The organism is Phycicoccus sp. Soil802 (assembly GCF_001429605.1).
Classification (GTDB): domain Bacteria; phylum Actinomycetota; class Actinomycetes; order Actinomycetales; family Dermatophilaceae; genus Pedococcus.
The window spans coordinates 1-26,492 of sequence record NZ_LMSS01000004.1 but is presented as its reverse complement, the minus strand read 5'-3'; the positions used below and the strand labels follow the sequence as shown (position 1 = coordinate 26,492).

20 protein-coding genes and 1 pseudogene are annotated in these 26,492 nt (G+C 70.3%); 12 read left to right on the top strand and 9 right to left on the bottom strand.

The genetic code is table 11. The features are described from left to right. Window positions 1–82: 82 nt before the first annotated feature. From ASG91_RS09205 to ASG91_RS09180, 6 genes are all read right to left on the bottom strand, one after another. Window positions 83–868: a DUF1295 domain-containing protein gene (locus tag ASG91_RS09205; RefSeq protein WP_056922358.1), complete on the bottom strand. Its 786-nt coding sequence runs from the start codon at window positions 866–868 to the stop codon at window positions 83–85. Then, window positions 868–2,181, bottom strand: a complete 1,314-nt coding sequence (locus ASG91_RS09200) for a cyclopropane-fatty-acyl-phospholipid synthase family protein (protein ID WP_056922357.1) — start codon at window positions 2,179–2,181, stop codon at window positions 868–870. The genes ASG91_RS09205 and ASG91_RS09200 overlap by 1 nt, the downstream gene beginning before the upstream one ends. Continuing rightward, complete coding sequence (locus tag ASG91_RS21185; protein ID WP_056922356.1) at window positions 2,181–3,515, bottom strand: cyclopropane-fatty-acyl-phospholipid synthase family protein; 1,335 nt, start codon at window positions 3,513–3,515, stop codon at window positions 2,181–2,183. The genes ASG91_RS09200 and ASG91_RS21185 overlap by 1 nt, the downstream gene beginning before the upstream one ends. Continuing rightward, entirely contained in the window at window positions 3,512–4,243 is a 732-nt protein-coding gene (locus ASG91_RS21180; protein ID WP_056922355.1) for a DUF1365 domain-containing protein, read from the bottom strand. The genes ASG91_RS21185 and ASG91_RS21180 overlap by 4 nt, the downstream gene beginning before the upstream one ends. Continuing rightward, the gene (locus ASG91_RS09185) at window positions 4,240–5,646 is read right to left on the bottom strand and encodes an NAD(P)/FAD-dependent oxidoreductase (protein ID WP_082594061.1); all 1,407 of its coding nucleotides are present in this window, start codon (window positions 5,644–5,646) and stop codon (window positions 4,240–4,242) included. The genes ASG91_RS21180 and ASG91_RS09185 overlap by 4 nt, the downstream gene beginning before the upstream one ends. A 95-nt stretch (window positions 5,647–5,741) precedes the next feature. Then, the gene (locus ASG91_RS09180) at window positions 5,742–6,929 is read right to left on the bottom strand and encodes a heparan-alpha-glucosaminide N-acetyltransferase domain-containing protein (protein WP_056922354.1); all 1,188 of its coding nucleotides are present in this window, start codon (window positions 6,927–6,929) and stop codon (window positions 5,742–5,744) included. An 89-nt stretch (window positions 6,930–7,018) separates the two neighbouring features. Here ASG91_RS09180 and ASG91_RS09175 point away from each other — a divergent pair, with 89 nt between their 5' ends. The 4 genes from ASG91_RS09175 to ASG91_RS09160 all read left to right on the top strand — a co-directional run bounded on the left by ASG91_RS09175 (window position 7,019) and on the right by ASG91_RS09160 (window position 10,347). Then, window positions 7,019–7,981, top strand: coding sequence for a MerR family transcriptional regulator (locus ASG91_RS09175; RefSeq protein ID WP_056922353.1), 963 nt, complete (start codon window positions 7,019–7,021; stop codon window positions 7,979–7,981). Between the two features lie 127 nt (window positions 7,982–8,108). Beyond that, on the top strand, window positions 8,109–8,369 hold the full coding sequence (locus ASG91_RS09170) for a hypothetical protein (RefSeq protein ID WP_056922352.1): 261 nt from the start codon (window positions 8,109–8,111) through the stop codon (window positions 8,367–8,369). Window positions 8,370–8,371: 2 nt separating this feature from the next. Then, window positions 8,372–9,751, top strand: a complete 1,380-nt coding sequence (locus tag ASG91_RS09165) for a DUF4331 domain-containing protein (protein ID WP_056922351.1) — start codon at window positions 8,372–8,374, stop codon at window positions 9,749–9,751. Between the two features lie 110 nt (window positions 9,752–9,861). Beyond that, window positions 9,862–10,347, top strand: coding sequence for a hypothetical protein (locus ASG91_RS09160; RefSeq protein ID WP_056922350.1), 486 nt, complete (start codon window positions 9,862–9,864; stop codon window positions 10,345–10,347). Between the two features lie 29 nt (window positions 10,348–10,376). Here ASG91_RS09160 and ASG91_RS09155 read toward each other — a convergent pair whose 3' ends face one another. After that, complete coding sequence (locus tag ASG91_RS09155; RefSeq protein ID WP_082594092.1) at window positions 10,377–12,650, bottom strand: DEAD/DEAH box helicase; 2,274 nt, start codon at window positions 12,648–12,650, stop codon at window positions 10,377–10,379. Between the two features lie 479 nt (window positions 12,651–13,129). Between ASG91_RS09155 and ASG91_RS09150 the strand changes: the two genes are divergently transcribed. The 6 genes and pseudogenes from ASG91_RS09150 (at window position 13,130) to ASG91_RS09125 (ending at window position 18,791) form a co-directional block, all read left to right on the top strand. Next, window positions 13,130–14,026, top strand: coding sequence for a cation diffusion facilitator family transporter (locus tag ASG91_RS09150; protein ID WP_056922349.1), 897 nt, complete (start codon window positions 13,130–13,132; stop codon window positions 14,024–14,026). A 306-nt stretch (window positions 14,027–14,332) separates the two neighbouring features. Beyond that, the gene (locus tag ASG91_RS09145; RefSeq protein ID WP_157606264.1) at window positions 14,333–15,517 is read left to right on the top strand and encodes a hypothetical protein; all 1,185 of its coding nucleotides are present in this window, start codon (window positions 14,333–14,335) and stop codon (window positions 15,515–15,517) included. Window positions 15,518–15,766: 249 nt separating this feature from the next. Next, window positions 15,767–16,879, top strand: coding sequence for a phospho-N-acetylmuramoyl-pentapeptide-transferase (mraY, locus tag ASG91_RS09140; protein WP_056922705.1), 1,113 nt, complete (start codon window positions 15,767–15,769; stop codon window positions 16,877–16,879). Window positions 16,880–17,056: 177 nt separating this feature from the next. Beyond that, window positions 17,057–17,353 (top strand): DUF3303 domain-containing protein, encoded by a 297-nt coding sequence (locus ASG91_RS09135; RefSeq protein WP_056922347.1) that lies wholly within the window; start codon window positions 17,057–17,059, stop codon window positions 17,351–17,353. 56 nt (window positions 17,354–17,409) lie between these two features. Continuing rightward, window positions 17,410–17,763, top strand: a complete 354-nt coding sequence (locus tag ASG91_RS09130; protein ID WP_056922346.1) for a cupin domain-containing protein — start codon at window positions 17,410–17,412, stop codon at window positions 17,761–17,763. A gap of 25 nt (window positions 17,764–17,788) precedes the next feature. Then, window positions 17,789–18,791, top strand: a pseudogene (locus ASG91_RS09125) (serine hydrolase domain-containing protein). An 875-nt stretch (window positions 18,792–19,666) separates the two neighbouring features. Here the strand turns inward: ASG91_RS09125 and ASG91_RS09120 are convergent. Then, a complete protein-coding gene (locus ASG91_RS09120; RefSeq protein WP_056922345.1) occupies window positions 19,667–20,362 on the bottom strand; it encodes a hypothetical protein in 696 nt (231 codons plus the stop codon). A 302-nt stretch (window positions 20,363–20,664) separates the two neighbouring features. On the opposite strand from ASG91_RS09120, the gene ASG91_RS21450 reads away from it, so the two are divergent. Together ASG91_RS21450 and ASG91_RS09115 are read left to right on the top strand one after the other, a co-directional pair. Further along, window positions 20,665–21,042: a hypothetical protein gene (locus ASG91_RS21450; protein ID WP_082594058.1), complete on the top strand. Its 378-nt coding sequence runs from the start codon at window positions 20,665–20,667 to the stop codon at window positions 21,040–21,042. A 174-nt stretch (window positions 21,043–21,216) separates the two neighbouring features. Then, window positions 21,217–26,202, top strand: a complete 4,986-nt coding sequence (locus tag ASG91_RS09115; RefSeq protein ID WP_082594057.1) for a BTAD domain-containing putative transcriptional regulator — start codon at window positions 21,217–21,219, stop codon at window positions 26,200–26,202. A 167-nt stretch (window positions 26,203–26,369) separates the two neighbouring features. On the opposite strand, the gene ASG91_RS20185 is transcribed toward ASG91_RS09115, so the two are convergent. Then, window positions 26,370–26,492, bottom strand: a 123-nt coding sequence (locus ASG91_RS20185) for an integrase core domain-containing protein (RefSeq protein WP_157606262.1), incomplete at its 5' end; no start/stop codon positions are given.

The window sequence follows — 26,492 nt, the reverse complement described above, 5'->3', positions numbered from 1 at the left end:
GGTCCGTGGCGCCCTGCTCGCCAAGGCAGGACAGTACCGGGTCCGAGCGAGGTTTGCGCTCGTTTGCGCCAGTCTGAGACCGTCAGCGTCGGGGTGGCCGCGGGAGGAAGTAGCTCGTCCGCTGCTGGTACTCGGCGTAGCCGGGGCGCTCCGCCATGTGCTTCTCGAGCAGCCTCGCCCCGGTGGCGAACACCAGGAAGTAGGTCATCGCCACGGGCGAGAGGATGGTCAGGACGCCCGGCCAGGCGCTCGCCGCCACGAGCCAGGTCCCCCACCAGACGCAGGAGTCGCCGAAGTAGTTGGGGTGCCGCGTCCAGGACCACAGCCCACGGTCCATCACGGTGCCCTTGGTGGCCGGGTCGGCCTTGAAGTCCTTGAGCTGCTTGTCGCCCAGCGACTCGAGGGAGACGCCGAGCAGCCACAGGGCCAGGCCCACCACAGCGACCACCACCACTCCCCCGCCCGCCGCGGCGCTGACCTGGATCGGCAGCGACACGAACCACACGGAGAGCCCCTGGATGCCGTACACCTTCCGGATGGCGACCAGGGTCGGGTTGCCGGTCTCCTTCTCGAGCATGGCGGCGTAGCGCGGGTCCTCGCCCTTGCCGCGGTTGCGCTGGTGCATGTGCCACGCGAGGCGCAGCCCCCAGACCGCGACGATGACGAACAGTGCCAGGCGTCGCCAGCCGGCGCCGTCACCCGCGAGGGCGGCCACGGCTGCGACGACGACGAAACCGAGCCCCCACGTGGTGTCGACGACGCTGACCCTGCCCTGGCGGTGCCCCTCCACGGCGGTGGCGACCATCAGCAGGACGATGGCCAGGAGCGAGAACCCAGTGACCGCAAGGAAGTTCGAACCGTCGAACATCAGGACCAGTCCGCCGGTCGCGCCGGCTCGAGGTCCGCGGGCCCGCGGTCGGGGCGGACGGCCAGGATCTGGTCGACCCCCATCCGGCCGTCACGGAAGGCCATCGCGCCACCGACCAGGTAGAGCCGCCAGACGCGCGCGACCTCCTCGCCGACGAGGGCCACGACCTGGTCGAAGTTGTCCTCGAAGGTGCGGTGCCAGGCCGCGACGGTGCGCACGTAGTGCTCGCGCAGGGCGTGCACGTCGCGCACCTCGAGCCCCGACGCCTCGATGAGGTCGACGGTCGCCCCGACCGGCCGCATGTGCATGTCGGGAGCGATGAAGGACTCGATGAACGGACCACCGCCGGGGTGACGGCCGCGACGGGACATCTGCTGCACGAGGACGCGGCCACCCGGGCGCACCCGGTCGTGCAGCACCTTGGCGTAGGTCGGGTAGTTGCGTTGGCCCACGTGCTCTCCCATCTCCAGCGACACGACCGCGTCGAAGTCGCCGTCGGGCACGTCGCGGTAGTCCTGCAGCCGGATCTCCACGCGGTCCTGCAGACCTCGCTCGGCGATGCGGGCGTCGATGAAGCGCTTCTGCTCCGCGGCGATGGTCACGCCGACGACCTGCGCGCCGAAGTGCTCCGCGGCATACAGGCTCATCGAACCCCAGCCACAGCCCACGTCGAGCAGCCGCGCTCCCGAGCCCAGCCCGAGCTTGTGGCCGACGAGCTCGAGCTTGTCGCGCTGGGCGTCCTCGACGGTGTAGCCCTCGTCCTCGGACCGCCAGTAGCCGCACGAGTAGGCCAGGTGGGGGTCGAGGATCAGGCTGTAGAAGTCGTTGGACAGGTCGTAGTGGTGGTGGATCGCCTGACGGTCGCGACCCAGGCTGTGCAACCGTCCGCTCAGCGCGGCCTGGCTGGCCGGCGCGGGCAGGGGAAGTCCGATGGCGCCCGCACCGCGGGCGACCTTGAGCAGCGCCGCGATGGCGGCAGGGGTGGGACGTAGGCCGGTGAGCTGGCGCTCGTGGGCCACCGCCCGGACGTGCGTCAGCGCCTCGTCGAGGTCACCCTCGACGTCGAGCTCACCGGTGACGTAGGCCTGCGCGGCCCCGAGCTCGCCCGGGTGGCGCAGCAGCCGGCGCAGCGCGCGCGGCGATCGGAGGACGACGTGGGGGGCGTCAGCAGGTCCGGCCTCGCTGCCGTCCCAGGCCGTGAGTCGCACCGGCAGCTCACCGCCGACGAACGGGGCCAGCGCCTTCGCGATCTCGCGCGCGACGCCGGATCGCCCTGTCACGGTTGGGGACTCGACCCACTCGAGGGTGGTCATCAGGCTGCCTTCCTCTCGAGCACGAGCTGCTGGACGTCGAGGTAGCCCGAGCGGAAACCGGCTCGTGAGTACTCGAGGTAGAAGTGCCACATCCGGTCGAAGACCTCGTCGAACCCGAGCGCGTGCACCCGGTCGAGGGAGGCGAGGAAGCGCTCGTCCCAGAGTCGAAGGGTCTCGGCGTAGTGCTGCCCGAACGAGAGCCGCTCGCTGACGTGGAGGCTGGTCTCCTCGCCGCTGACATCGATGATGGCCTCGGTCGAGGGCAGGAAGCCACCGGGGAAGATGTACTTGTTGATCCACGTGTAGGTGTACTTCGTGGCCTGCATGCGGTCGTGCGGCATGGTGATCGCCTGGATGGCGACCTTGCCGCCCGGGGCCAGGACGCTGTCGATCGTGCGGAAGTACTCGCCCCAGAACTCGTGGCCGACGGCCTCGATCATCTCGACCGAGACGACCGCGTCGAACTCGCCCTCGACCAGCCGGTAGTCGAGCAGCTCGACGTCCACGGAGTCGGCGTGGCCGGCGAGGGCGATGCGGTCGCGGGCCAGGGCCTGCTGCTCGCTGGACAGGGTCACCGACAGCACCCGGGCACCGCGCGACGCAGCGCGGATGGCCAGCTCGCCCCAACCGGTGCCGATCTCGAGGACGCGGCTGCCGTCACGTACGCCGGCGGAGTCGAGCATCCGGTCGATCTTCTGCCGTTGCGCGTCCGCCAGCTGGTCCCACGTGGGGACGGTGGTCGGCACGCTGGTCGTCACCACCTCACCGGCCACGGCCCGGCCGGAGTCCTCTGCCCCGTCGAAGAGGGCCGAGGAGTAGCTCAGGGTGCCGTCGAGGAAGGTCGCGAACATGTCGTTGGACAGGTCGTAGTGGCGCGCGATGTTGGTGCGGGTGTTGGTCGTCGTGTTCTTCTCGGTGTGCGGGGCCCGAGCGACGTAGAAGGCGCGGAGCTTCTGCAGGGGCTCCGGGATCAGCGTCCCCATCTGGGCGGCAAAGACCTCGAGGAGCCCGCCGAGGTCGTCGGCGTTCCAGTCGCCGGTCATGTAGGACTCACCGAAGCCGATCAGCCCACCGGCGCCGAGCGCGGCGAAGAAGCTCTCGGGCCGCTCGATGACCATCAGGGGCGCGGTGGGGTCGGTGGCGGCGCCCCCGACGATCGCGTCACGCCCGAGCTGGACGCGCACGGGCAGCCGTCGTGCGACGGAGAGGAAGATCTTGCGGGCGACGGCGCCTTCGACGGCCCGGCGCGCCTTGGCGCGAGGTGCGGTGAGGTCGGGCCAGCGGCTGGCGTCGATGGCGGGCCGCGTGGACAGGCCGGCGGTGGCGGTGGTCACTGGACTGCCTCCTGGTGGTGGGAAGGGCGCGGCTGGACCGGCAGGCGGCGCAACCACAGGCGGATGCCGTGCCAGCGGATCCGCGCGGCGACGGCCAGGGGTTCGAGGGGCTGGGTGACGGCGAGGCGCAGCACCGTCGTGGCGCGAACGGGCAGGGCGCGTCCGCGCAGGCCGGCCACGAAGGGCGCCTGGTCGGGGCGGTCGAGGACCACCTGCACCTGCACGGTCTCGCCCGGGGTCGGGATGGTCAGCCGGTAGCGACCGGAGACATCGTTGAACGGTGAGACGTAGAGGGCCTTGTCGACCTCGGCGTGGCCCTTGTCGTCCGCGTGGACGAGGTAGGCGTGCCGGTCGCCGTAGGTGTTGTGGACCTCGACCACGTTGCAGGCCAACCGCCCGTCCGGCGTGTGGCACCAGTAGACGCTGATGGGGTTGAAGACGGTCCCGGCCACGCGTGGCATGGCCAGCATGAGGATCCGGCCGCCCTCCAGGTCGATCCCCTCGGTGGCGAGGAAGGTGTCGAGGTTCTCGCGCAGCGTGTGGTCCGGCGACCCGAGGTGGTCCCGGGACTCGAAGCTCGCGAGTGGACCCAGCAGCCCCAGCCGGGGCAGCTCGTCGAGGTCCACCAGCCAGGTGTGGCTGCGGTGCCTGAAGCTGTGGCGCAGCGGGGTCGTGCGGGCGTGCACGATCGAGGTGGCGTAGATGCGCGTGGCGGCGGGTGCCTTCACCGGGCGCCCACCTCCTCGAGGTCGCCCTCGGCCGCGGCGACGAGACCCGTCGTGTCATCGACCGACACGTCCTCGTGGGCGCTCAGGGCCACGTCGGCGCGGTGGCGACCGGCAGGTGCAGTGGGCTCGTCCTCGACCCACGGCACCCCGAGCGCCTCGGCGGCGACCGCACCGGACCGCGCCCCGTCCTCGTGGAAGCCCCACCCGTGGTAGGCGCCCGCGAACGCGATGCGGGCGGTGTTGATCTCGGGCAGTCGTCGTTGGGCTGCAACGGATTCCGGGGTGTAGAGGGGGTGCTCGTAGCGCATCGTGTCGATGACGAGGCCCTGGTCCACGCAGTCCACGCCGTTCAGGGTGACGAGGAAGCGACGGTCGGTCACGTCGAGCCGCTGGAGCCGGGTCAGGTCGTAGGTGACCAGCACGCCGGTGCCGTCACCCTCCGCCCGCCGCCAGTAGTTCCACGAGGCCCGCGCGCCCGATGCCGCGGGCAAGACCGACTCGTCGGTGTGCAGCTGGGCGACGTTGCTGGAGTAGGTGATCGCGCTCAGCACGTCGTGCTGCGCCCGGGTCGGCTCGGCGAGCATGGCCAAGGCCTGGTGCGGGTGTGCGGCGATGACGACCGAGTCGAAGACATCCTCGACGCCGTCGACGTCGGTCACCACGACACCGTCGGCGGTCTCGACGACCGAGCGCACGGGAGTCGACAACCTGATGTCGGCAATCCCTGCCGCGAGTGCCTCCACGTAGCGCTGGGAGCCGCCGGTCACGGTGCGCCAGGTGGGCGAGCCGAAGACCGTGAGCATGCCGTGGTGGTCGAGGAACTCGAACAGGTAGCGGGCCGGGTAGTGCAGCGACACGGACGGGTCGCAGGACCAGACTGCTGCGACCACCGGCTCGAGGAAATGGCGGGTGAAGTAGGGGCTGAAACCGCAGCGCCCGGCGAACGAGCCGAGGGTCTCGTCACGGTCGGTGTCGGTGGCCTGTCGGGCGAGGACCGCCTTGGCCTCCCGGTGGAACTTCTTCACCTCCGTGAGCATCCGCAGGTACCTGCCGTTGGTCAGGTTGGCCGCCCGCGGGAAGAGTCCCCGGGCCGCACGCGCACCGGCATACTCCAGGCCGGCCTCGTCGTCGCGGACGGACATGCTCATGTCCGACTCCTGCGTCTCCACGCCGAGCTCACGGAAGAGGCGGACGAGGGTGGGGTACGTCCGGTCGTTGTGCACGATGAAGCCGGTGTCGACGCCGATCGTCCGGCCGTCCACCGTCACCTCGTGGGTGTCGGCGTGGCCGCCGAGGCGGCAGTCGGCCTCGTAGAGGGTGACGGCACCGCGGGTGCTGAGCACGTGGGCGGCGGTGAGCCCGGCGACTCCGCTGCCGATGACGGCGCGGCGTGGTGCAGACATGGGGATCCATCCGGTCGGAGTGACGGTTCGCCAGTGGTTCGGCACGCCAGACCTGCTGGATTGGGGTCACCGGCGCCGTCCGGCGCGGTCCGCGGTCACGGTGCTCGGCGCGGGTCCGTCCACGGGGCGGCCGCGTACCGGGACAGCCGCGCGACGAGCGTCTCGAGGGGCCCCCTGAGCGGCGCTAGGGCGAAGCCGGTACCCACCCCCAGCACGATGAGCACCTGGTGGGGGTAGTTGGCCGGCGCCTCGAGGTCGGGCCACCAACCCTCGCCCATCATCAGGACGTGCAGCGTGTAGAGGCTCAGGGTCATCGCCCCGGCGCCGAAGGCCGCGGCCCAGACCCGGGGCCGGACTCGCGTGGCCAGCAGGCACAGCCCGAGCACCGCCATCGCACTGCCGATCGTCTGGGCCAGGTCGAGGGGTGACCCGGAGTGTGGCGCGACCGTGGCCAGCCACCACCAGGAGCCGGTCGGCGTCGTGCCGTGCAGACCGTGGGTCAGGGTGGCGGCCAAGAGGTCCGGGTCCTGCCCCACCCCCTGGTCCGGGTAGGTCGCAGCGAGGGCGGCCCAGGCGTCGTCGCGGGACAGGAGCACCCGTGAGAGCACCGTGCCGGCCACCGCCACGCCGACCCCGCCCACCAGGAGCACCACGTCGACGCCCCGGCGGAGCAGGTCGGCGCGCCCGATCGCCATGCCGGCCAGCAGGTAGGCCAGCCAGACCGCCGCCGGGTAGTAGCCGACGAACAGCAGCTCGTTGAGCAGGTGGAGGGGCGAGGTCAGGGACCCGGGCGTCGGGCTGCCGACCTCGTGGCCGGGAAGGTGCGGCCGCAGCACCAGGGAGAGGACCGGCCCGGCCACCGCCCAGACACCGGCCAGGAGGGCCAGCGCGGGCGCCCGCAATCCCAGGAAGGGCAGTCCCAGGAGGAAGAGGACGGCGTAGTAGGCCAGGATCACGGCGATACCGGTCGGCACCAGGCCGAGCGTCAGGCCCAGCGCACCGATGACCAGGCTGCGGACCACCAACCTGGTCGACACGGCATACCTCGCTCGTCCGCGCACCGGCCGGGTGCGGCCGCTGACGAGGGCGACGCTGACCCCCGCCAGCACCGCGAACAGGGCCGAGGCGCGGCCCCCGGCCACCTGCTGTGCCCACGGCACGTGGGTGCCCACGAGTCCGGGGAGCATGTGCGTGGCCATCATGCCCACGAGAGCCAGGGCACGGGCCACGTCCACCCCCACGACCCGGCCCCGCGCGACCTCGGGCAGGAGGTGCCGACTCATGCCGTCATCCTGTCAGCCGCCTCCTCCCGTTGGGCTCCTCACCTGCGAACTTGTCCATGCTTTGCGCAACGATGTGGGACCCTGCGGGGGTGTACACGATTGGGCACGCCGCCCGCCTGACCGGCGTCCCGTCCGCCACGATCCGGGCCTGGGAACGCCGCTACGGACTCGTGCGCCCGGTGCGCACCGAGGGCGGCTACCGGCTCTACGACGAGCAGGGCCTGCAGCTGCTGCGGGCGATGGGCGCTCTCGTGGCGGCCGGCTGGTCCCCGAGCCAGGCCGCCGAGCACCTGCGCTCCGACGTCACCTCGGACGGCGACCCGCAGAACGCGCCCTGGGATGCCTACCTCGTCACCGATGAGCGGGACGACAGCGGAGAGACGGCGCACGCGCCCGCGACGGACGACGCCGCCGACCGGGATGCGTCCGGCGCCTGGGACGTCACGGCCCTGGCCCGCGGAGCCGCCGAGCTCGACCCGGCGGCGATCGACGAGGCCATCACGACGGCCTTCGCGGCCGGCCCCCTGGAGGAGGTCGTCGAGGTCTGGCTGATGCCCGCCCTGGAGATGCTCGGGGCACAGTGGCGGGCCGGCCGGGTGGACGTCGCCGGCGAGCACGTGGTGAGTGCGACCGTGCACCGACGGCTGGCGATAGAGCTGGACGCGGTCACCCCGAGTGCCGGCGGACCCCGGGTGGCCGTGGGTCTGCCGCGCGGCGCCCAGCACGAGCTCGGGATCCTGGCGTTCAGCGTGATGCTGCGAAGGGCCGGCGTCGACGTCCTCTACCTCGGGGCCGACCTGCCCGCCCAGCACTGGGTCCGCGTCGTCCAGCAACAGCGGCCGGCCGCCGTGGTGATCGGGACCCCGACCCCCACCGACGTGCTGTCCACCCGTGAGACGGTCGCTGCCCTGCGCGCCGCCGACCCGGTGCTGCGGGTCCACGTCGGCGGAGGCGCGCAGTTCGAGGTCGGGCAGGGTGCGGTGACCCTCGGGCACTCCGTGGCCACCGCGGCCCACGACCTCGCCCTCGCGCTGGGCCGCGCCGCCAGCTGAGGACTCCAATCCGGCGATCTCGACGGCGCCGAATGTGAGGTGGGTCACGTCAGTCTGGGTGCTCCGCGCTGGCGATGCCCACCACCGCGCGGGATCCCGCTGCCCGCGCACTCTCAAGGAGTGAGCAATGAGCAACACCTCACGGCGAGTCTTCCTGGCCGCGGCCGGGTCGAGCGCTGCCGCCGCCGCGGCCCTCGCGGCTGCACCGGGGGCCCTGGCCGCCCCTTCCGGCCAGCGGCCGGATGACTCCGCACCGGACGGCGAGCCCCTCGTCGCCTACATCGACGACGTGACCACCGGCCGCGTCGCCATCCTGTTCGGCGAGGACGAGGTCGTCGTGCAGGACGCCGACCTCGTCCGTCGTCTGACCCGAGCAGCGAGGAAGTAGCCATGTCCTCGCACCGCGAAGCCCCGGAGGTCTCCAAGGACCCGGTGGCGGACAACACCGACGTCTACGCGTTCGTCAGCCCCGACAAGCCGGACACCGTCACGCTGATCGCCAACTTCATCCCGTTCCAGAACCCCCAAGGCGGACCGAACTTCTACGAGTTCGGTGACGACGTCCTCTACGAGATCCACGTGAGCAACCGCGGCGACGCGCGCGCCGACGTGACCTACCAGTTCCGGTTCCGCACCAAGGTCCGCAACGACTCCACCTTCCTCTACAACACCGGGCCCATCACCTCGATCTCCGATCCGGCCTGGAACCGTCCGCAGTCCTACTCGGTCACCCGGGTGGCCAGGGGCGACTACCCCCGACTGCTCGCGAGCCGGCTGTCCTGCCCGCCGGTCAACATCGGCCCGCGCAGCACGCCGAAGTACGCCACCCTGGCCGGCCAGGCGGTCCACTCGATCCAGGGTGGACGCAAGGTGTTCGCGGGGCAGCGGGCCGAGGGGTTCCACGTGGACCTCGGGAGCATCTTCGACCTGGGCACCCTCCGCCCGTTCCAGATGCTCCACCTGATCCCGTCCGCGGCGGCAGTCGGCGTCAACGGCACCCAGGGGCTCAACGTCCACAGCATCGCCATCCAGGTGCCGATCTCGGACCTGACCCGCAGGGGCAACAAGCCGACCGACCCGCTGGACGCCGGGTCCGTCATCGGCGTGTGGGCCACGGCCAGCCGGCAGAAGTCGCGGATCTGGGACGACATCTCGGAGCGCTATGCGTGGCGGGGTCCGTTCAGCCAGGTGTCCCGGCTCGGGAACCCGCTGTTCAACGAGGTCATCACCCCGATGGCCATGAAGGACCGCTGGAACGCCCGGCAGCCCCACGACGACTCCGCCTTCGCCCGCTACGTGGCCAGGCCGGAGCTCGCCAAGCTGCTGCCGGTCCTCTACCCCGGGGTCTTCCCGAACCTGGCCGCCTACACGAAGGACCGGGCCGACCTGCTCGCGATCCTGCTGACCGGCATCCCCAAGGGGGTCGTCCCGGGCTTCCAGAACTACACCGGGAGCACCCAGGCCGACCTGCTGCGCCTCAACGTCGCGGTGCCCCCGACCGCGAACCCCAACCCGATCGGGCTCGTCGCCGGTGACGCCGCCGGGTTCCCGAACGGGCGCCGGTTGATCGACGACGTCGTGGCGATCGAGCTGCGGGCCGTGGCCGGGGCGACCATCCCGCTGGTCGACCCGAGCTTCACCCCGGACGGGGCAGCCAGCGTGGTCACCGACGGCACGTCGAACACGAACGCGCCCTACCTCGACGCGTTCCCCTACCTCGGCCACCCGGCCGGGGGCTACCAGACGCTGCCCGGGACCCCCGCGGCCTGACCCACGTCGTGGCGGCGGCCGGGTCCACCAGCGGCCGCCGCCACGACCTCCTCGGGTGACCGCCCGAGCACAGCGCGAACAGTAGGAACACGAACAGCCAGGAGGCCGCCATGGGCGGAACGATGGAGAACCCGTATGCCGGTCAGGGACCGGTGCTGCTCGACATCGGTGGCGACGTGGGGGCCCTCGTGGTCGTCATGCCACCGGAGACCGACGGCCTGGAGGTGGAGCTGCGCCCCGCCGGCGCGACCGCCGCCGGCGCGACCGCCGCTGGCGCGACCGCCGCGGGACCGACGACGCAGGGACACCGCCACACCGACGGCGACGACCACCACGAGCACCACCACCACCACGACAGCGATCACCACGACCACGACCACGCTGGGACCGCCGGCCAGGAGGCGGACCCCGCCCACGCGGCATACCCACACGTGGGGGTGGTGGCCCGTCCCGACGGTGCGGGCGTCGTGCACTCGCTGGTCTACCCCTCGGTGACCGAGGGTGAGTACGAGCTCTACCAGCTGCGCGACGGACCCGTGGTGATGACCGCGTCGGTCATCGGCGGGCAGGTCACCCGGAACCGCTGGCCGGGGTGAGGCCCGACGAGTGGCCGAGCCGAGGGCGGCTACTGGGTGGCAGACAGCTCGGTGGTCGAGAACAGGTCGAGCACCGGGGCGGGGGCGGTCGGCGCCGCCGACTGCGACGGCTTCGTCGTCGGGCCCGCCAGGGCGATGGCGTCCAAGGCGTCGGCGTCGGCGTCGGCGGCACCGAGCTCCTCCGTGAGCGCATCGGTGAGCAGCGCGACCAGCGCCTCCAGCTGGACGTCGGCGGAGGAGCCAACCTCCTCGTCGGAGCCGTCCAGCGCCCGGGCCGCCAGCCCAGCCTTGGTGTCGATCAGCTGGGCGATCTTGGCGTCGATGGTCTGCGCGGCGATGATCCGCCAGGCGGTGACCGGCTCGGCCTGACCGATCCGGTGGACGCGGTCGATGGCCTGGGTCTGCTCGGCGGCAGTCCAGGACAGCTCGGCGAGCACGACGTTGGACGCGACCTGGAGGTTGAGGCCGACCCCGGCCGCCGTCAGCGAACACACGACGACCGCGACCTCGGGGTCGTTGATGAACGCGTCGATGTTGGCCTTGCGGACCTTCGCGGTCTGGTCGCCGCGGATCGAGGAGTACTTCATGCCACGTCGCGCGAACGTCTCCTCGGCCACGTCCATGACGTCGATGTGCTTGGCGAAGAAGACGACCTTGCCGACGCTGCGGGCGAGCTGGCCCGCGTAGTCGGCGGCGAGCCCGGCCTTGGCCTGGCCGATGCGACGCATGACGGTGAAGACGTTGTCGCCCGACTTGGCCTTGCTGCCCTCCTCGCGCTCCCACGTCGCGACCCGACGCACGAGGTCGTGGTCGATCCCCTCGACGTCCGGACCGGCGGTGCGGGCCGCGACGGCTGCGTGGTAGCGCTTGACCAGTCGGCGGGCCAGCTCCTGCTCGGCGGCGCGGATGGACCGTCCGGCGTCGTCGTCGAGCTCGACCGGCAGGTCGGCCACGCGACGGGCCGGGATGTCGGCGGCGACGTCGACCTTGCGCCGCCGGACGATGCCCTGCTCGATGACGCTGGTGCGAGCCGCGGTGTAGAAGCCGGAGTCGGCCGGCGTCAGGCCGGTCTCCTCGAGGGCCGCCATGAGGGCGTGCCGCGGCTTCTTGTCGTCGATCCAGCCGAGGAACTGCCAGATGGCCTTGAAGTCCTCGATGTCGTTGATGAGCGGCGTGCCCGTCAGCGCCATGAGGAGCGGGTTGGGGGTGCGCTGGCGGATCCGGTCGGCCAGCTGCAGGACGTGCTGCGAGCGCTGCGACGTCTTGTTCTTGATGAAGTGCGCCTCGTCGACGACCATGCCGCGGAAGCCGAGGTCGCCGAGCCACCCCACGTGCCGGTCGAGGACCTCGTAGTTGACCACCACGATGTCGGCGAACCCGTCGATGGTGTCGCCGTTGCCGTGGATCACGGTGGCCGGGTGGCCCGGAGTCCACAGCTCGGCCTCGTGGGCCCAGTTGGCCTTGACCACGTTCGGGACCACGACGAGCAGCGGGTAGGCGTCGGCAGCGCTGGCGGCCAGCAGGGCCTGTGCGGTCTTGCCGAGACCCGGCTCGTCGGCGAGCAGGAAGCTGCGGTGGCCGGCGGCGGCCGCAGCGACGACCTGACCCTGGTGCCGCATCAGCTGCAGCTCACCGGCGCCGCGCAGGACGCTGGTGGGTTCGGGCAGGGGCATGCAGGAGGAGTCGCCGCCGTACTCGAACGCCCGGAAGAGCGGACCGAGCAGCTCCCAGCTGGCCAGCCGTCCGGTCGTGGGCTTGCGGGGGGCGACGGCACTGAAGTCGGGAGCCAGGAACGGGTTCGCGAGCTGGCGGGCGACGACCGACTGGGGCACGGCGCGGCGCTCGGGCGCTGGGGCGAGGCCCTCGGGAGCCTCCTCCTCGACCTCTTCGGGCTCGGCCTCGAGGCCGGCGGCGCGGAGCATGTCGCGTCGCAGCGTCGCCGCGGCGTCGCTCACGACGGCGTCCTCGGCCAGCAGGGCCAGCAATGAGGTGTCGCGGGCGGCGGTCTTGGCCAGGATCGTCGCGACGCCATCGAGCCGCTTGAGCTGTCCGTCGCGCTCGGCGACGGTGACGGTGGTGTCGGCCTTGACCCTGGCGCGCTCCTCGCGCACGAGGAGCGCGACGACCTGGAACTTGGCGCGTCCGGAGGGCTTGACCCGACCGCGCTGGGCGTCGGTCTCGACCTCGCGCACGGCGCGAGCCAGCACGGGGATGATCCCCTCGTTGTCGAGCGCACGCCCGCGGCGCTGGGTGCGCTGCGCGGGTCGCTGACCGCCGGACTGGCGCTGGCCTCGCTGAGCCAAGTACTCCTCCTGAAGGATGCCCGCGACGTGCGGGCCGAGCGAACGACGGGCCACCCCGTGTGTGACGGTGTGGACACCGGGATGGAACGGCCTGGAGGCCGTTCCTTGCTCGTCCCATGGTGCTGGGACGGATCGACGTGCCGTCCCCGACGGCGCGCCCACGGCGTGCAACCGACGACCTGCGGTCGCGGGGCCCGCCAGGCGCTGAACCGAGTCGGCGCCAGAAGTGCGGTACGGCCGGGAGCCGGTACGCGTCGATGGTACCGCGCCGCATGCCTGCGCAGCGAACGCCGCGCTGCCGACGCCGGGTCGCGGGGCGAGCAGCCGCGAGCCGGGGGTATGCCGCGTGGCCACCACGCGGCATACCTGCACCGCCCCGCGCGGCCGGCCGGGCCGTCCCGTGTGCTGGCATAGGATCGACGCATGCGCTGCGTGAGCGGACCCCTCGCAGCCGAGCCCACCTCTCCGGCCGCGACCCAGTGAGCAGTCACGCGCACGGGCACCCCGGGGCGACGCACCGGTGGCGGCTGCGGACGGCCTTCGTGCTGGTCGCCGGCTTCTTCGTCGTCGAGCTGGTCACCGGGCTGGTGTCGGGGTCGCTCGCGCTGCTGAGCGATGCGGGCCACATGGCGGCCGACGTGGTCGCGCTGGGCGCGGCGCTCGTCGCCACCCGCATCGCGGCGCGGCCCGACAGCAGCGGGCGCCGCACGTTCGGCTCCTACCGCGCCGAGGTGTTCGCCTCCGGGCTCGCGGTCCTGCTCATGCTCGGCGTGGCCGGCTACATCGTCGTCGAGGCACTCGGCCGGATCGGCGACTCCCCCGACGTCGCCACGGGCGCGATGCTCGTCGTCGGGGCCATCGGTCTGGTCGTCAACGTCGCCTGCCTGAGCTTGCTGCGCGGCGGGGCGGCCGAGTCGCTCAACGTCAAGGGCGCGTACCTCGAGGTGGTGGCCGACACCCTGGGATCGGTCGGTGTGATCGTTGCCGGGGCGCTGGTGGCGGCCACGGGCAGCGCCTGGTGGGACACGGCCATCGCGCTGGCGATCGCTGCCTTCGTCGCGGTGCGGGCCGTGCAGCTGGGTCGCGAGGTCCTGGGTGTCCTCGGGCAGCACGCCCCGGCCGGCATGGAGGCCGAGACCGTGGCGCGCGCCCTCGCCGGGGTCGACGGGGTCATCGACGTCCACGACCTGCACCTGTGGACCCTGACCTCGGGCATGAACGTCGCCACCGCCCACCTGGTGACCTCCGAGAGCGCCGACGCCCACGGGGTGCTCGACCGCGCCATGCAGGTGATGCGCTCGCAGTTCGGGGTCGAGCACGCCACCCTCCAGGTGGAGCCCGACACGCACACCGGGTGCAAGGAAGTCACCTGGTAGCAGTGCGGTCCGGCGTCGTGCCGGACGGACCGGTGTTTCGAAGGACTCTGTGAGTTTGGAACGGCTCTGTGGCGTCCCCCGCGCGGACGTCGCGTGATTTTACGCTGGCGACCCGGATCTCGCAGCCGAACTGGGGGAGTCCTTACCCGACTCCACCGAACGTATACCGAGGGATGGACAAATCTGCCCCCTTGGCACCGTTTCGCCCGCAGCGCCGCCCGTTCGGGGCCATATTGGCGATCCAGAACCCAAACCGAGGGGGTGGGGGGCATGGTCCCAGTGGTCGTCCGGCTGAAGGAGGCTGGTGTGTGCGCATGCGGACAGGTCGTCGCGGCCGGCGAGCGCGCGGGCTCGACGCGTCGGTCGGGCCTGGTGGTGTGCCTCTCGTGCGTGGCTGCGTTCTCCACGGCTCCTGACGAGGACATCCTGAGCGTCTACTACGAGGCGCCGGCCCCGGGCCAGGACGCGGACCTGTCCGTGCCGCTGCCCGAGCCTGTCTCCGTCGTCATCCCCCCGGACTGGGGGCCGTCCACGCCGAGCAAGCTGCCCGCGTGGCAGCGTTCGGCCGGCATCACCGTCGACCTGCCGCCCGCTGCCCCCGTGGGTCCGGGTCGCGTCGAGCCAGCGGTGCCGCCGGTGGTCGTGCAGTTCGCCCCGCCGTCACCGGTCGAGGAGGACGCTCTTCGCGCAGCGGAGGTCGAGTCCCCCGTTCCCACACCAGTGCCAGCTGCGCCGGCTGCCCCGGTGGCAGAGACCCCTCCCCCCGCTCCGGCGGCAGAGACTCCTCCCAGTGCTCCGGTGGAGACCGCTCCCGTCGCCCCGGCTCCTCCCGTGGACGCCGCCGCGGCCGAGGCTCCTGAGCCCGCGCCCTCCGTCATCGCCGTGTCGCACGAGGCCGTCGCGATCGTCGGCCCGTCGCACCGACGCCGCACCTTCCTGCCCGCCGGGCTGCTGGCGCTGCGCGCCTCCCGCGGTCGGGACCCCGGCGTGACCGGCACCCCCGACGGCGCCACCCGGGCCATCCTGGACGCCGCGGCCGACGCCGGCGTCCTGTCGCTGCACGACCGGCACATGCCGGGTCGGCGCGGCCGCATCGCGCACCTCGCTGTGGGGGCTGGTGGCGTCTACGTCATCGACGTCGTGCGCGCCAAGAACGCCTCTGTGGAGGTGCGTCCCGCCGACGAGCCGGCTCCGGTGGCCCGTGAGCTGCTCGTCGGCGGTCGCCCCATGACGTCGACCGTGACCGCGACGCAGGGGCGGGTCGAGATCGTGCGCGCGCTGCTCGACGAGGTCGGGCTGTCCGCGGTGCCGGTGGTCGGTGTCATGTGCTTCGTCGACGCCGCTGTGCCGACCGATGCCGACCTCGAGGTCGACGGCGTCCAGGTCACCGGCAAGACCGGTCTCCCGGCGTTGGTCCGCAGTGAAGGCGCCCTCGAAGGGGACCACCTCGAGACCCTGGCGGAGTACCTGGCCGAGCGTCTGCCCGCCTGACCCCTTCCGACTTCCTGCCACCAGGCCCTCACGGAGCCCTGTCTTCCCGGCCTCGGTGAGGCACTGGTGGCAACACGTCGGGCGCGAGTCGGCATCGGCGCGTCGAGGCGGTCGGCCTTCGCGCCGTCGCCTAGGTTTGAGGACCAGCAGGGCAGCCGGCGCAGCGGGGGCGCGTCGCGGGTTGCCCCATCCGGCAGGACCGCTCGGACGGCGGGTCCCGGTTGGCCGGTGGCACACGAAGGGAAGCTGATGGTCAACGTCCTGCTCGCCGGCGGGATCTCGATGGCTGTGGCGCTGCTCGGCACCCCGTTCTTCACCCGGTTCCTGGTCCGGCGTCAGTACGGCCAGTTCATCCGGGACGACCTCACCCAGCACCACTACAAGCGGGGAAAACCCACGATGGGCGGCGCGGTGATCATCGGCGCCACCGTGGTCGGCTACTTCGTCTCCCACCTGGTCCTCGTCGCGGTGAGCTCCAGTGGCGCCATCGCGGTCGCGCCGGGTCGACTCTCCCTCAGCGCGCTGCTCGTGCTCTTCCTGCTGGTCGGGATGGGGCTGGTCGGCTTCCTCGACGACTACACGAAGATCTCGAAGGCGCGCAGCCTCGGGCTCACGTCGAAGCAGAAGCTCCTCGGCCAGACCCTCGTGACCGTGGCCTTCGCCGTCCTCGCCCTGCTCGTGACCGACGGCTCCGGGCACGCCTCGGCGTCCACCGCGATCTCGTTCATCCGGGACACCCCCGTCGACCTCGCGGTGGCTGGTCCGGCGCTCGGGCTGGTCCTGTTCATCCTGTGGGCCAACGTGTTGATCAGCGGCGCCTCGAACGGCGTCAACATCACCGACGGGCTCGACGGACTGGCCACCGGTGCGTCGGTCATGGTCTTCGGCGCCTACAGCGGCATTGCCCTGTGGCAGTACAACCAAGCCTGCGCCATCGCCCCCGGCCCCGGCTGCTACGACGTGCGGGACGGGCTCGACCTCGCCGTGGTCGCCTGCGCCATCGCCGGAGCCTGCTTCGGGTTCCTGTGGTGGAACGCCTCCCCCGCCAGCATCATCATGGGCGACACGGGGTCGCTGTCCCTCGGCGCCGCCCTGGCGGGTATGGCGATCCTGACCCGCACCGAGCTGCTGCTGGTCATCCTCGGGGGCCTGTTCGTGATGATCACCATGTCGGTCGTCATCCAGGTCGCCAGCTTCAAGCTGACCGGGAAGCGGGTCTTCCGGATCGCCCCCATCCACCACCACTTCGAGATGATCGGGTGGGCCGAGATCACCATCGTCATCCGGTTCTGGATCATCGCCGGCATCTGCGTGGTCTCCGGTCTGGGGCTCTTCTACGCCGAGTGGGTCACCGGCCAGTAGCCAGCGACGCCAGGGCTGGGGCCGGGCTGTGGGCCCTCACTCTTTTGCCGGTGGCTTCCTCGGGTGGTCGGGACGACCCTGAGAGCGACGTCAGCTGTGGCAGGGGCCGCGGCGTCTGCAACGGGGGACGTCACCCCGGCGTCACCCGGATCCGACCCGGACTGGAGGTTGCGGATCATGTTGATGCACGTCGTGTGGGAGTGGGCCGATGCCAGCGAAGCAGGCGGCGCCCGCGCCTTGGCGGTGTTCCAGGGCTGGAAGCCGCCACCCGGCGCCGACTTCCAGGCGTTCTACGGCTTCGCCGACGGGGACGGCGGTGTCGCCCTCATCGAGGTGGACAGCGCCGCGACCCTGGCACGGGCGGTGAGCGCGTTCACCCCCTGGCTGCGGTTCACGGCCAAACCCATCCTCCCCATCGAGGAGTCGGCCGGCATCGCCGGCGAGGGGATCGCCTTCCGGGCCACGATCGGCTGACGCCTGTCGCCCGGCCCTGCTCTCCCACCCCACCGCACGACCATCCGGAGGTCACCATGACCGACAAGCAGAACATCGAAGCTCCGCACGAGCGCCGGCCCTTCAAGGACCACGGCCACATGGATGTGGTCACGCTCGGCGGTTTCACGCTCGGCCGCGGCGTGTTCGAGCCGGGCTGGCGCTGGTCCGACGACGTCAAGCCGATCGCAGGCACCGACTCCTGCCAGACGCACCACACCGGCCTCTGCCTGTCCGGGCAGATGACGGTCCGGTTCGACGACGGCAGCGAGCTGGAGGTCGGCCCGGGCGACGTCGTGGACATCGACCCCGGACACGACGCCTGGACGGTCGGCGACGAGCCGTGCGTCCTGGTCGACACGGGCGTCGCGGCCTACGCCAAGCCGAGGTGACCGAAGGCTCCAGTACCTTCGGGTGATGGAGTCGCTCGGGGACGCCCTCGCCCGACGCGCTGAGGACGAGGGCTTCTCGGGTGTGGTCCGCGTCGACCGCGGCGGCCAGACCGAGGTGGCCCAAGCCTTCGGTCTCGCAGAACGAGCCTTCCGAGCGGCCAACACGCTGACCACGCAGTTCGGGACCGCCAGCGGCTGCAAGGCCTTCACGGCACTCACCGTCGTGGCCCTGGTCGACGAGGGTCGGCTCTCGCTGAGCACCACTGCGCGGTCGCTCCTTGGCGACAGCCTGCCGGAGATCGACGATCGGGTCACCGTCGAGCACCTGCTCGCGCACCGATCCGGCATCGGGGACTACCTCGACGAAGAGGCCGACTTCGATCCCACCGACTACGTCATGCCGGTGCCCGTCCACCAGCTTGCGACGACCGAGTCCTACGTCAGCGCGCTCGAGGGATATCCCACGAAGTTCGCACCGGGCGAGCGGTTCTCCTACAACAACAGCGGCTACGTCGTGCTCGCGCTCCTGGCCGAGCGCGTCACCGGCACGCCCTTCCCCACCCTTGTGGCGGAGAAGGTGTGTGGCCCCGCTGCCATGGACCACGGCATACCTGCGCGGTGACGAGCTCCCAGCGGGCGTCGCCCGCGGTTACCTGGGCCCCGACGGGCTGCGCACGAACGTGTTGCACCTGCCCGTCCTCGGCAGCGGCGACGGCGGCATGTACACGACCGCCGAGGACCTCGACCGCTTCTGGACCAGACTGTTCGCAGGGCGGATCGTCCCCATGCCTTGGGTGCACGAGATGGTGCGACCACGGAGCGACGTGCCGACGGAGGGCCGTCGCTACGGCTTGGGCTTCTGGATCCACCGGGAGCGGGACGTGGTCTTCCTCGACGGCTGTGACGCGGGGGTCGGGTTCCGCAGCGTCCACGACCCGTCCACCGGCGCCACGTGGACCGTCCTGTCGAACACCACCGACGGGGCATGGGCGATCGCAGCCTTCCTCGAGGAACGCCTGCTCGGTTAGCTCGCGGGAAGCGGCAGGCCAGGCCAGCGCCCAGCGCCATGGACGCGACAGCAGAAGGCCCGGACCAGTGGTCCGGGCCTTCTGTGTGTGACGCGTTGGTAGCGGGGGCAGGATTTGAACCTGCGACCTCCGGGTTATGAGCCAGCCCTGCCCACGTCTCACACGTCCCGCACCAACTCCTGCCGCACGGAGTCTCCCCTGCGCGTCCCGGTCGTCGCACGGCGTATCAGGCCGTCCCGCCACCTCCCGGTTACACATTTGGCTACACCTCCCCGCCTGGAAGACACGTCTGGTCATTGGCCTGCTCGGAGTACCCGCGCACCGGTACAACACGTCGTTCAGGGTCTCCGTTGCGCTCAAGATGCTGCATGTCTCGAACGTGTGGATGCCAGCACCGGAGCGATACCTCCGTCAGACCGGCCCGGCAGCTGTTCGACCTGCTGACGGCGTCTGGCCGACCCCCGGCGGAGTTGCCATAGCAGCCTTGCGGATCAAGCGTCCGACTTAGGATCTGACGGTGTGCGGTTCGGCCCGCGGCACTAGACATCCTGGCCGCGGCCTGTGCATCCTGCCCGTCTGCTCGAGAACGGGCGGCTGACCGTGGTGAGCCAGTGCCCCGGGGTCGGTCGCCGCGGTGGCCCGAGTCCAGTCTGCGCGGTCGCTGTCGCACCGGGCCGACCTGGCACTGCGCCGTGATCGCACTCAAGGCTGCTGCCGGCTCAGACGGGAAGGGCCAGGTTTGGGCGCCGGGCGACCAATTGACTCGAAGACCCGAAGGGGAGCAACTCGCGCTGCGCACGACGATCACGGCAGCGGCCCCGTCCTCCCCTCGAAAGGACGGGGCCGCTCGACGTCCCACGCGAGCATGCTCCCCTTTAGCCCTCCCGGCTGAATATGCGAGCTGCCGGGATAGCTGATGCTGGGCACCCATACATACCGGATGGGCAGCTCCCGCCGACATTGGTGGTGGTGTACGCCGGCATCATGCAGTTCCAGTCCCACCAGTACGAGCCGAGCGACCCGTTGGTGTGCGCCCATGTCCACCACGTCCAGTCGTAGGTTCTGGCCATGTCTGCCCCAGAAGCGAACCACAGTCTCGCGGCGACCCTCGTCCCGGCCGGGTAGGGGCGGATAATGGACTTGTTGATGTAAGCGCCGGTCACACCGTCATGCCAGTAGTTCGACAATGGGTTTCCCACGTAGTAGTCGTCGTTATAGAAGGCGTGAGTGCTGCCGTCGTAATACCACCCAGCGCCCTTGTTCACCCACCAGTCGAACTTCGCCCAGTCCCGAATTCCGTCCTGAGTCACCCGGGCGTACTGGAAGTCGACGACGGGCATATCCAGCCGGACCGAGGAGCCCGCCGCGCTGGAGGGGCAGGTCAGGTCTGCGTACACAACGCCCCACCCAGTGTTGATCGGCGTCGCGCTGGCCGGGGCTGCGGACATCCCAAGCAGGGCCACCAAGGCCGCCAGACACGCCCCAGCCGCAACCACGCAGCGGCCACCGATGACGCGCCTCTTGCGCCCGAGGGTCCTCCCCTGAGTCTTGAAATCTGTGTCGGTGTTCATTGTCGATTCCTCTTTCGCAGTCGAATGGCTACCGCAGGACCTCACGCCTCAACGGTGCAAGACCGCGCTGAAGGACCGCTGAAGTCGTGCGTGCTAAGACGAGCAGGGACCGGAAGGCGCTATCGGGATGCCGTGCAGAGCTTCGCCTGCGGCCGGTCCGGTGACACTTTGGGCTTGCCACCATCGTCTCGTTGACCCAACGTGCGCGATCGAATGAACTGTCTGACGGTGACATGTAAGGCAAGCCGTTCACAGGCGACCACCCGTCCACCGAAACGGCAACTGAAAGAGGGAACAGCACCATGAGCGCAGCGCCGTACGACCGGCCGCTGTACGCGGTCCCGGCCCCACCATCGACGAAGGCACGCTTCGCGTTCCTTCTCGCCCTGCGTCGAAAGTTCGCCCGTGCTCCCCGCTCGCCAGGAGGGCTCGCGTTCTCGCCCGACGGACAGCTCGTCGCGGCCGGACTGCTAGACGGCCACATACGCCTCTGGCAGACGTCCACCTGGACCGAACTCTCTGGGCGGGTGGGAGCACACCACGGACAGATTTACTCCGTCGCCTTCGGCCCGGACTCCGGCAGCTTAGTCACGGCTGCTTCCGACGACGTCATCATCTGGGATCTCACGAACCGTTCCCCCGCCGGCACACACCTCAACACCCGGCCCAACGGGCAATAGCGTTGGACGCCACGCACGTGCTTACACACGGTGACAACGGGCCCGCCCACAACCCACACCGACCGTTCCGCGCACTGGCTAAAGCAGCCGTAGCAGGCCGTTTGACGGAAGTGAGGCAACCTGTCGCCTCGTAGACTGACTGCGTCAGGCGACCACAACAGCGCTGGAACGTCCATGGAAGTTCGTGTGTTCGGTGGTCTGAGCGCCATCGCGGACGACGGTCGTCCGCTGCCGCTGGGTGGTCAACGGCAACGAGCTGTATTGGCGCTCTTGTTGGCGAACGCTGGACATGCCCTGACCAGGGACCAGCTCGTGGATGGCGTCTGGGGCGACGATATTCCGGCGACCGCCGCAAATGTGCTCCAGGTGTACGTCTCCCAGCTCCGGAAGGCGCTCGGTCGGGATCTGATCCAGACCGAGGGGCAGGCGTACCGACTCGTGCCCGGGTCAACGCGAATCGACGTGGATGAGTTCGTTTCGCTGATCTCCTCGGGCCGCCAAGAGCTCGATGATGGTGATCCCGCGCTTGCGTCGGAACATCTCTCTGCGGCGCTGGGGTTGTGGCGCGGCTCTCCCTACGAGGACGTGGCCGACACCGAGGCCTTGGGGCTGGAGATCAGTCGCTTGGAGGAGCTGCGACTAAACGCATCAGAGGCGTGGTTCGACGCGCAGCTGGCCTGCGGGAGACACGCCGAGCTCCTGCCCGAATTGCTTAGTTTCACCAAGGTCCATCCGCTCCGGGAACACGTCTGGGCTCAACTGATGCGAGCCCAGTACGCACTGGGTCGACAGGCCGACGCCCTGTCGTCCTTCCGCGCCGCACGCAACACCCTGCGCGATGAGCTCGGTGTGGAACCTGGGCCGGAACTGCAGGGCCTGCACCATGCGGTTCTGGATCACGACTCGACTCTTGCGCTCGGCCACGCCGTGGAGCTCCCCCCGCTGCCGGCTGAGCTCAGCGTGCCCGGGCCACGGTTCGTTGGGCGTGAGGCGGAGTTGTCCGCGCTGCTGGCATCGTTAGTCCGCGCAGAGGCGGGGCCGAGCGAGGTGTTCGTCCTGGAGGGGCCGGAAGGCTCCGGAAAGACACGCTTGGCTGCGGAGTTGTCACGGATCGCCCGAGCCCGGAACGTGCGCACCTCGTATGCGAGTGGCACCGAGGTTCTGTCGCTGACGGGTGTGGACGAGGTGCCATCACTGCTCGTCGCAGATGACGTCGAGCGGCTCACCGGGGCGGCCGCACCCGAGCTGGCTTCTCTGGTGGGGCGCGTGAGACCGCGCACGCTCCTAGTGATGCTGTATGACGCGAGCGAGGCCGCGATGCCCGTGCGTGTGGTGCTCGCGTCAGCGCACGCAGGTCCTGTGCAGGAACGTCGACTGGATGAGCTCACCGTGCCCGAGTCGCTCACGGTATGTCGCCTGTACGACCCGGACGCCTCGGAAGCCGACATTCGCGCCTTCGTGGGGAGTCTGCACGATCGGTGGCCCCGACGGATCCACGAGCTGGCCAGCGAATGGGCGGTGGGCCGGGCCAAGGGCCGCGCCCATGAGGCCGCAGCGGGGTTCTCGGCGCCCATGGCGGCGCTCAGCCGAGCCCAGGACGACCTGGTCGACACGTTGTCCGAGGTGGCACACGCTCAACGCACCCGGTCAACGGTGGCCCGAAGCGGACCGCGACTCGAACGACCGCCGTACGTGGGCATGCGCCCCTACACGGCACACGAACAGGCAATCTTCTTCGGCCGCGAAGCGCTCGTCGGGCAGCTCCTCGCCGAGCTCGTCGCACACAGAGTCGTCCTGGTCGCTGGCCCCTCAGGCTCGGGGAAGTCGTCCGTGGTCATGGCCGGCGTGCTGCCCTGCCTGGCTGCTGGCGCGCTTCCGGACAGTGACCGCTGGACGGTCCATCCCCTGGTTCCCAGCGCAGTGAGTCCGGGCCAGCTCGATGAGATCCTTGCCGAGGCTGATGCCGGCCAGCCCCTGCTGCTTCTCCTAGATCAGCTCGAGGAGGTCTTCACAGCCATCGGCGACCCATCGCCCACAGAGCTGGGACGCTGCCTGGACACCCTGGTCCGCAACCCGAATGTGCGCGTCATCTCCACCCTGCGCACAGACTTCCTCGACCGGTGCGCCACCTGGGGTCTCGTCGGCCCGCGGCTGGTGGAGGCGACGTCGCATGTCTCGCCAATGCACGAGGCGGAACTGCGCCAAGTGGTCGAGCAGCCCGCCGTCGCGTGCGGCCTGCGCCTCGAGCCCGGTCTGGTCAACCGGATCCTTACCGACGCCGGGGACGCACCAGGGATCCTTCCCCTCTTGTCCACAGCACTGCGCGCTCTGTGGGAGCGGCGCTCAGGCGACAAGCTCACCCACCAAGCCTACCAGGAGGCCGGCGGAGTACGCGCCGCAATCAACAACCTGGCCGAAGACACGTACGAGAGCCTGACCGACGACGGGCGAGCTGCCGCGCGCCGGATGCTGCTGCGCCTGGCCGAAGCGGACACGGACGTCGGGTACGTCCGACGCCGCGCCGCCATCACCGAGCTCGCCCCCGAGCAGGACGCCATCGGCCGCCACGTCCTGGACGCCCTGACGGCGCGACGACTCGTGGTGGTCGACCGGGACACGGTGGAGGTCTCCCACGAAGCCCTGCTCACCGAGTGGGCAAGGTTGCGTGGATGGTTGGACGAAGACCTCGAGGGCCGCGCGATCCTTCGTCATCTCGGCCCCACTGCGGTCGAGTGGGACGCGACAGGTCGGAGCCCCGGCGACCTGTATCGAGGACCACGCCTTGCCCTGGCTGAAGAGTTCGCCACCACCCATGACCGCGACCTGACTCCGCTGGAACGCGAGTTCGTCAGCGCCGGGGTCGCCGCCGCGACCGCCGAGGCCGGCAAGCAGCGCCGGTCACTTCGCCGCCTGCGCACACTCGTTGCCGCGCTCGCGGCCGTGGTGGCCGTCACCGCTGGGACCGCCGTGGTCGCGACCGACCAGCGCAACAAAGCGACGACCGCGCGGGCCGCCGCAAGCGCCGCGGCCGTCCATGCCGACGCGCGCCGACTGGCAGCCGCCGCGCTCCTCGAACCCCAGGCCGACCGGGCGCTCTTGATGGCCGCCCAGGCCCAACGGCTCGAGGACAACGCCGACACCCGGGCCGCGCTGTTCACGCTGCTGCGTCAGGACGAGGCCTTGACCCGCGTCGTCACGGTCTCCGACAAGGGGCTCGGCAACGTCGCGGTCAGCCCCAACGGGCAGCTCGTCGCCACCGCAACGACGGACGGCGTCACACTGTTCGATCAAAGCCTCAACCGACGGATTACCACGCTGGTCGTACCTGAATCTTCGGACATGGCCTTCAGCCCAGACAGCCTGCATCTTGCCGTCATCGGCGAGCGCGGAGCTCGGGTCTTTGACATGCAGCGCCCCACTGCCAGCCCGGACGTGCTTCCCGTCGAGAACTGGATCAACGGCCACCTTGCCTTTACCAAGGACGGAGGGCGGCTCGTCGTTGCTGGCTTCCGGACGGGGAGTGAGGACGGCGAAGGGGGCGGATGGTCGGTGAGCACGTGGGACGTCAAGACTCACCGACTGGTCGCAACCTTGCTCACGGGGATCCGCCTGGACGGGCCGCGAGCGGTGACGGTACTGAACTCAGGGGTGGTCGCAGTCGATGCTGGCGACGGATCCGCGCTGCTACGAGCGGACGGAACAGCCGTCCTGAAGGATCTCGAAGGCTCTCAGGTGACCAACGGGGTCGGGGAGCTCGCGGTCGCTGTCAGCCCCGATGGCACAACGGTCGCCACAGCAGACGCGTCAGGAAGCCTCAGGCTGTTGGACGGTACAACGCTGCAAACCAGGGAGGAGCGCGCATCCACCGCCGTGCGAACCAACGCCCTCAGCTTCTCACCGGACGGTCAGCGGCTCGCCGTCGCCGGAGACGACGGCACTATTCGCCTCTGGACTACACGACCACTGCAGCTCTCGGCCGAGTTCACCGGTCACGGTGCCCCGGTCAACGATCTGGCCTTCACCCGAGACAGCGCCAACCTGATCAGCGCCGGCTCCGAGGGCTCACTGATCCGGTGGAGCCTGACCCGCACCAACCCGCTAGCCAAACCGCTGGTCCTGCCTGCGGCGCCCAAAGGCTTTTCACACCAACGGGCCGACTTCCGGACCTCCCCCCCGGGAAGCCCGCTGCTCGGGGTAGTGAGCTTCGCCAACGAGCACCCCAGCGGCCCCGACGACACCATCCAGACCGACGCCTGGGTCTGGTGTGGAGTCAGTCAGCTTACGTGCACCCCCACCTTCCTGCCGGGAGAAAGCATCGACTCTGCCAGCACCGACGCAGACAGAAACCGCGTCCTGGTCCAAAGCTCAAAGGCCGTCACAGGTATCCAGTCATCCAGCACTTGGCGCGTCTATGACCGGGGCGGCAGGACGATCGCCCAGGCACAGACCAAGACTGTCGGTGGTGGCAGGCTCACACCCGACGGAACACAGATCGCCGGGCCATCGGACTCCGGAGACGTCGTCTTCTGGGACACCAACACGCTCAAACCTCTACCGCGCCGCTATGCGACCGGGCTGAAGGAGTCGTTCGGGGTATCAGCGTTCAGCCCGGACGGTCGCTTCATGGCCGTCAACACGTTCGCCGGCGACCTACTCATCCTCGACCTGGCCAACAAGGGCCACATCCACGAGCTCGCGCGGGCCCCCGGGCCGCCCGGCGGGCTCGCCTTCTCGCCCGACGGACGACTCGTCGCGGCGGGTCTGCTGGACGGCCACATACGTCTCTGGCAAACGTCCACCTGGACCGAAATCACCGGGCGACTCGGGAATCACCACGGACAGATCGGCTCCATCGCGTTCGCAACCGACTCCCGCACCCTGATCACGACCGCATCCGACGACGTCATCATCTGGAACCTGACCAGCGATTCACCAGCTGGCACCCACCTCAAGGCCCCCGCCCAACGAGCCGCAACCCCCGTCGACGCCACCCACCTGCTCACACAAGGCGACAACGCATCCGCCCTCCTGTGGACCCTCGACCCCGCTGACTGGATAGCCGCTGCCTGCTCCATCACCGGACGTGACCTCACCGCAGCCGAGTGGCACCAGATCTCAACCACCCGGCCCCAGACAAAAGCCTGCAACCCAACTCGCTGACCCCGCGGTGTCACCAGCATGTCCACCCTGGCTGTGATCGGCCGCTACCACGCGCCATGTGACCCAGTCGGCGACCCGAATGACGCAACGTTCCAGGGGACCGCAGGCGCGCCCACCGCACGCGCTAGTCCACGTACGGGGTCGCCGGAGCGACCATCTCCGCTGAGCTAGGTGTACTGACCGGAGAGGTTGGTCAAGCGGGTGATGGGTGGCTTGTTCCCGCAGGCGGTGTGGGGTCGGTGGTGGTTGTACTCGTGGATCCATGCTGGCATCGTGGATCCATGCTGGCA

Bases quoted from the DNA above. Each gene is read 5' to 3' on its own strand.
- ASG91_RS09170 (WP_056922352.1), top strand. From the start codon at position 8,109: ATGAGCAACACCTCACGGCGAGTCTTCCTGGCCGCGGCCGGGTCGAGC.
- ASG91_RS09135 (WP_056922347.1), top strand. From the start codon at position 17,057: ATGTTGATGCACGTCGTGTGGGAGTGGGCCGATGCCAGCGAAGCAGGC.
- ASG91_RS09160 (WP_056922350.1), top strand. From the start codon at position 9,862: ATGGGCGGAACGATGGAGAACCCGTATGCCGGTCAGGGACCGGTGCTG.
- ASG91_RS09205 (WP_056922358.1), bottom strand. From the start codon at position 868: ATGTTCGACGGTTCGAACTTCCTTGCGGTCACTGGGTTCTCGCTCCTG.
- ASG91_RS09115 (WP_082594057.1), top strand. From the start codon at position 21,217: ATGGAAGTTCGTGTGTTCGGTGGTCTGAGCGCCATCGCGGACGACGGT.
- ASG91_RS09130 (WP_056922346.1), top strand. From the start codon at position 17,410: ATGACCGACAAGCAGAACATCGAAGCTCCGCACGAGCGCCGGCCCTTC.
- ASG91_RS09120 (WP_056922345.1), bottom strand. From the start codon at position 20,362: ATGAACACCGACACAGATTTCAAGACTCAGGGGAGGACCCTCGGGCGC.
- ASG91_RS09180 (WP_056922354.1), bottom strand. From the start codon at position 6,929: ATGAGTCGGCACCTCCTGCCCGAGGTCGCGCGGGGCCGGGTCGTGGGG.
- mraY (WP_056922705.1), top strand. From the start codon at position 15,767: ATGGTCAACGTCCTGCTCGCCGGCGGGATCTCGATGGCTGTGGCGCTG.
- ASG91_RS09185 (WP_082594061.1), bottom strand. From the start codon at position 5,646: ATGTCTGCACCACGCCGCGCCGTCATCGGCAGCGGAGTCGCCGGGCTC.
- ASG91_RS09200 (WP_056922357.1), bottom strand. From the start codon at position 2,181: ATGACCACCCTCGAGTGGGTCGAGTCCCCAACCGTGACAGGGCGATCC.
- ASG91_RS09165 (WP_056922351.1), top strand. From the start codon at position 8,372: ATGTCCTCGCACCGCGAAGCCCCGGAGGTCTCCAAGGACCCGGTGGCG.
- ASG91_RS21450 (WP_082594058.1), top strand. From the start codon at position 20,665: ATGAGCGCAGCGCCGTACGACCGGCCGCTGTACGCGGTCCCGGCCCCA.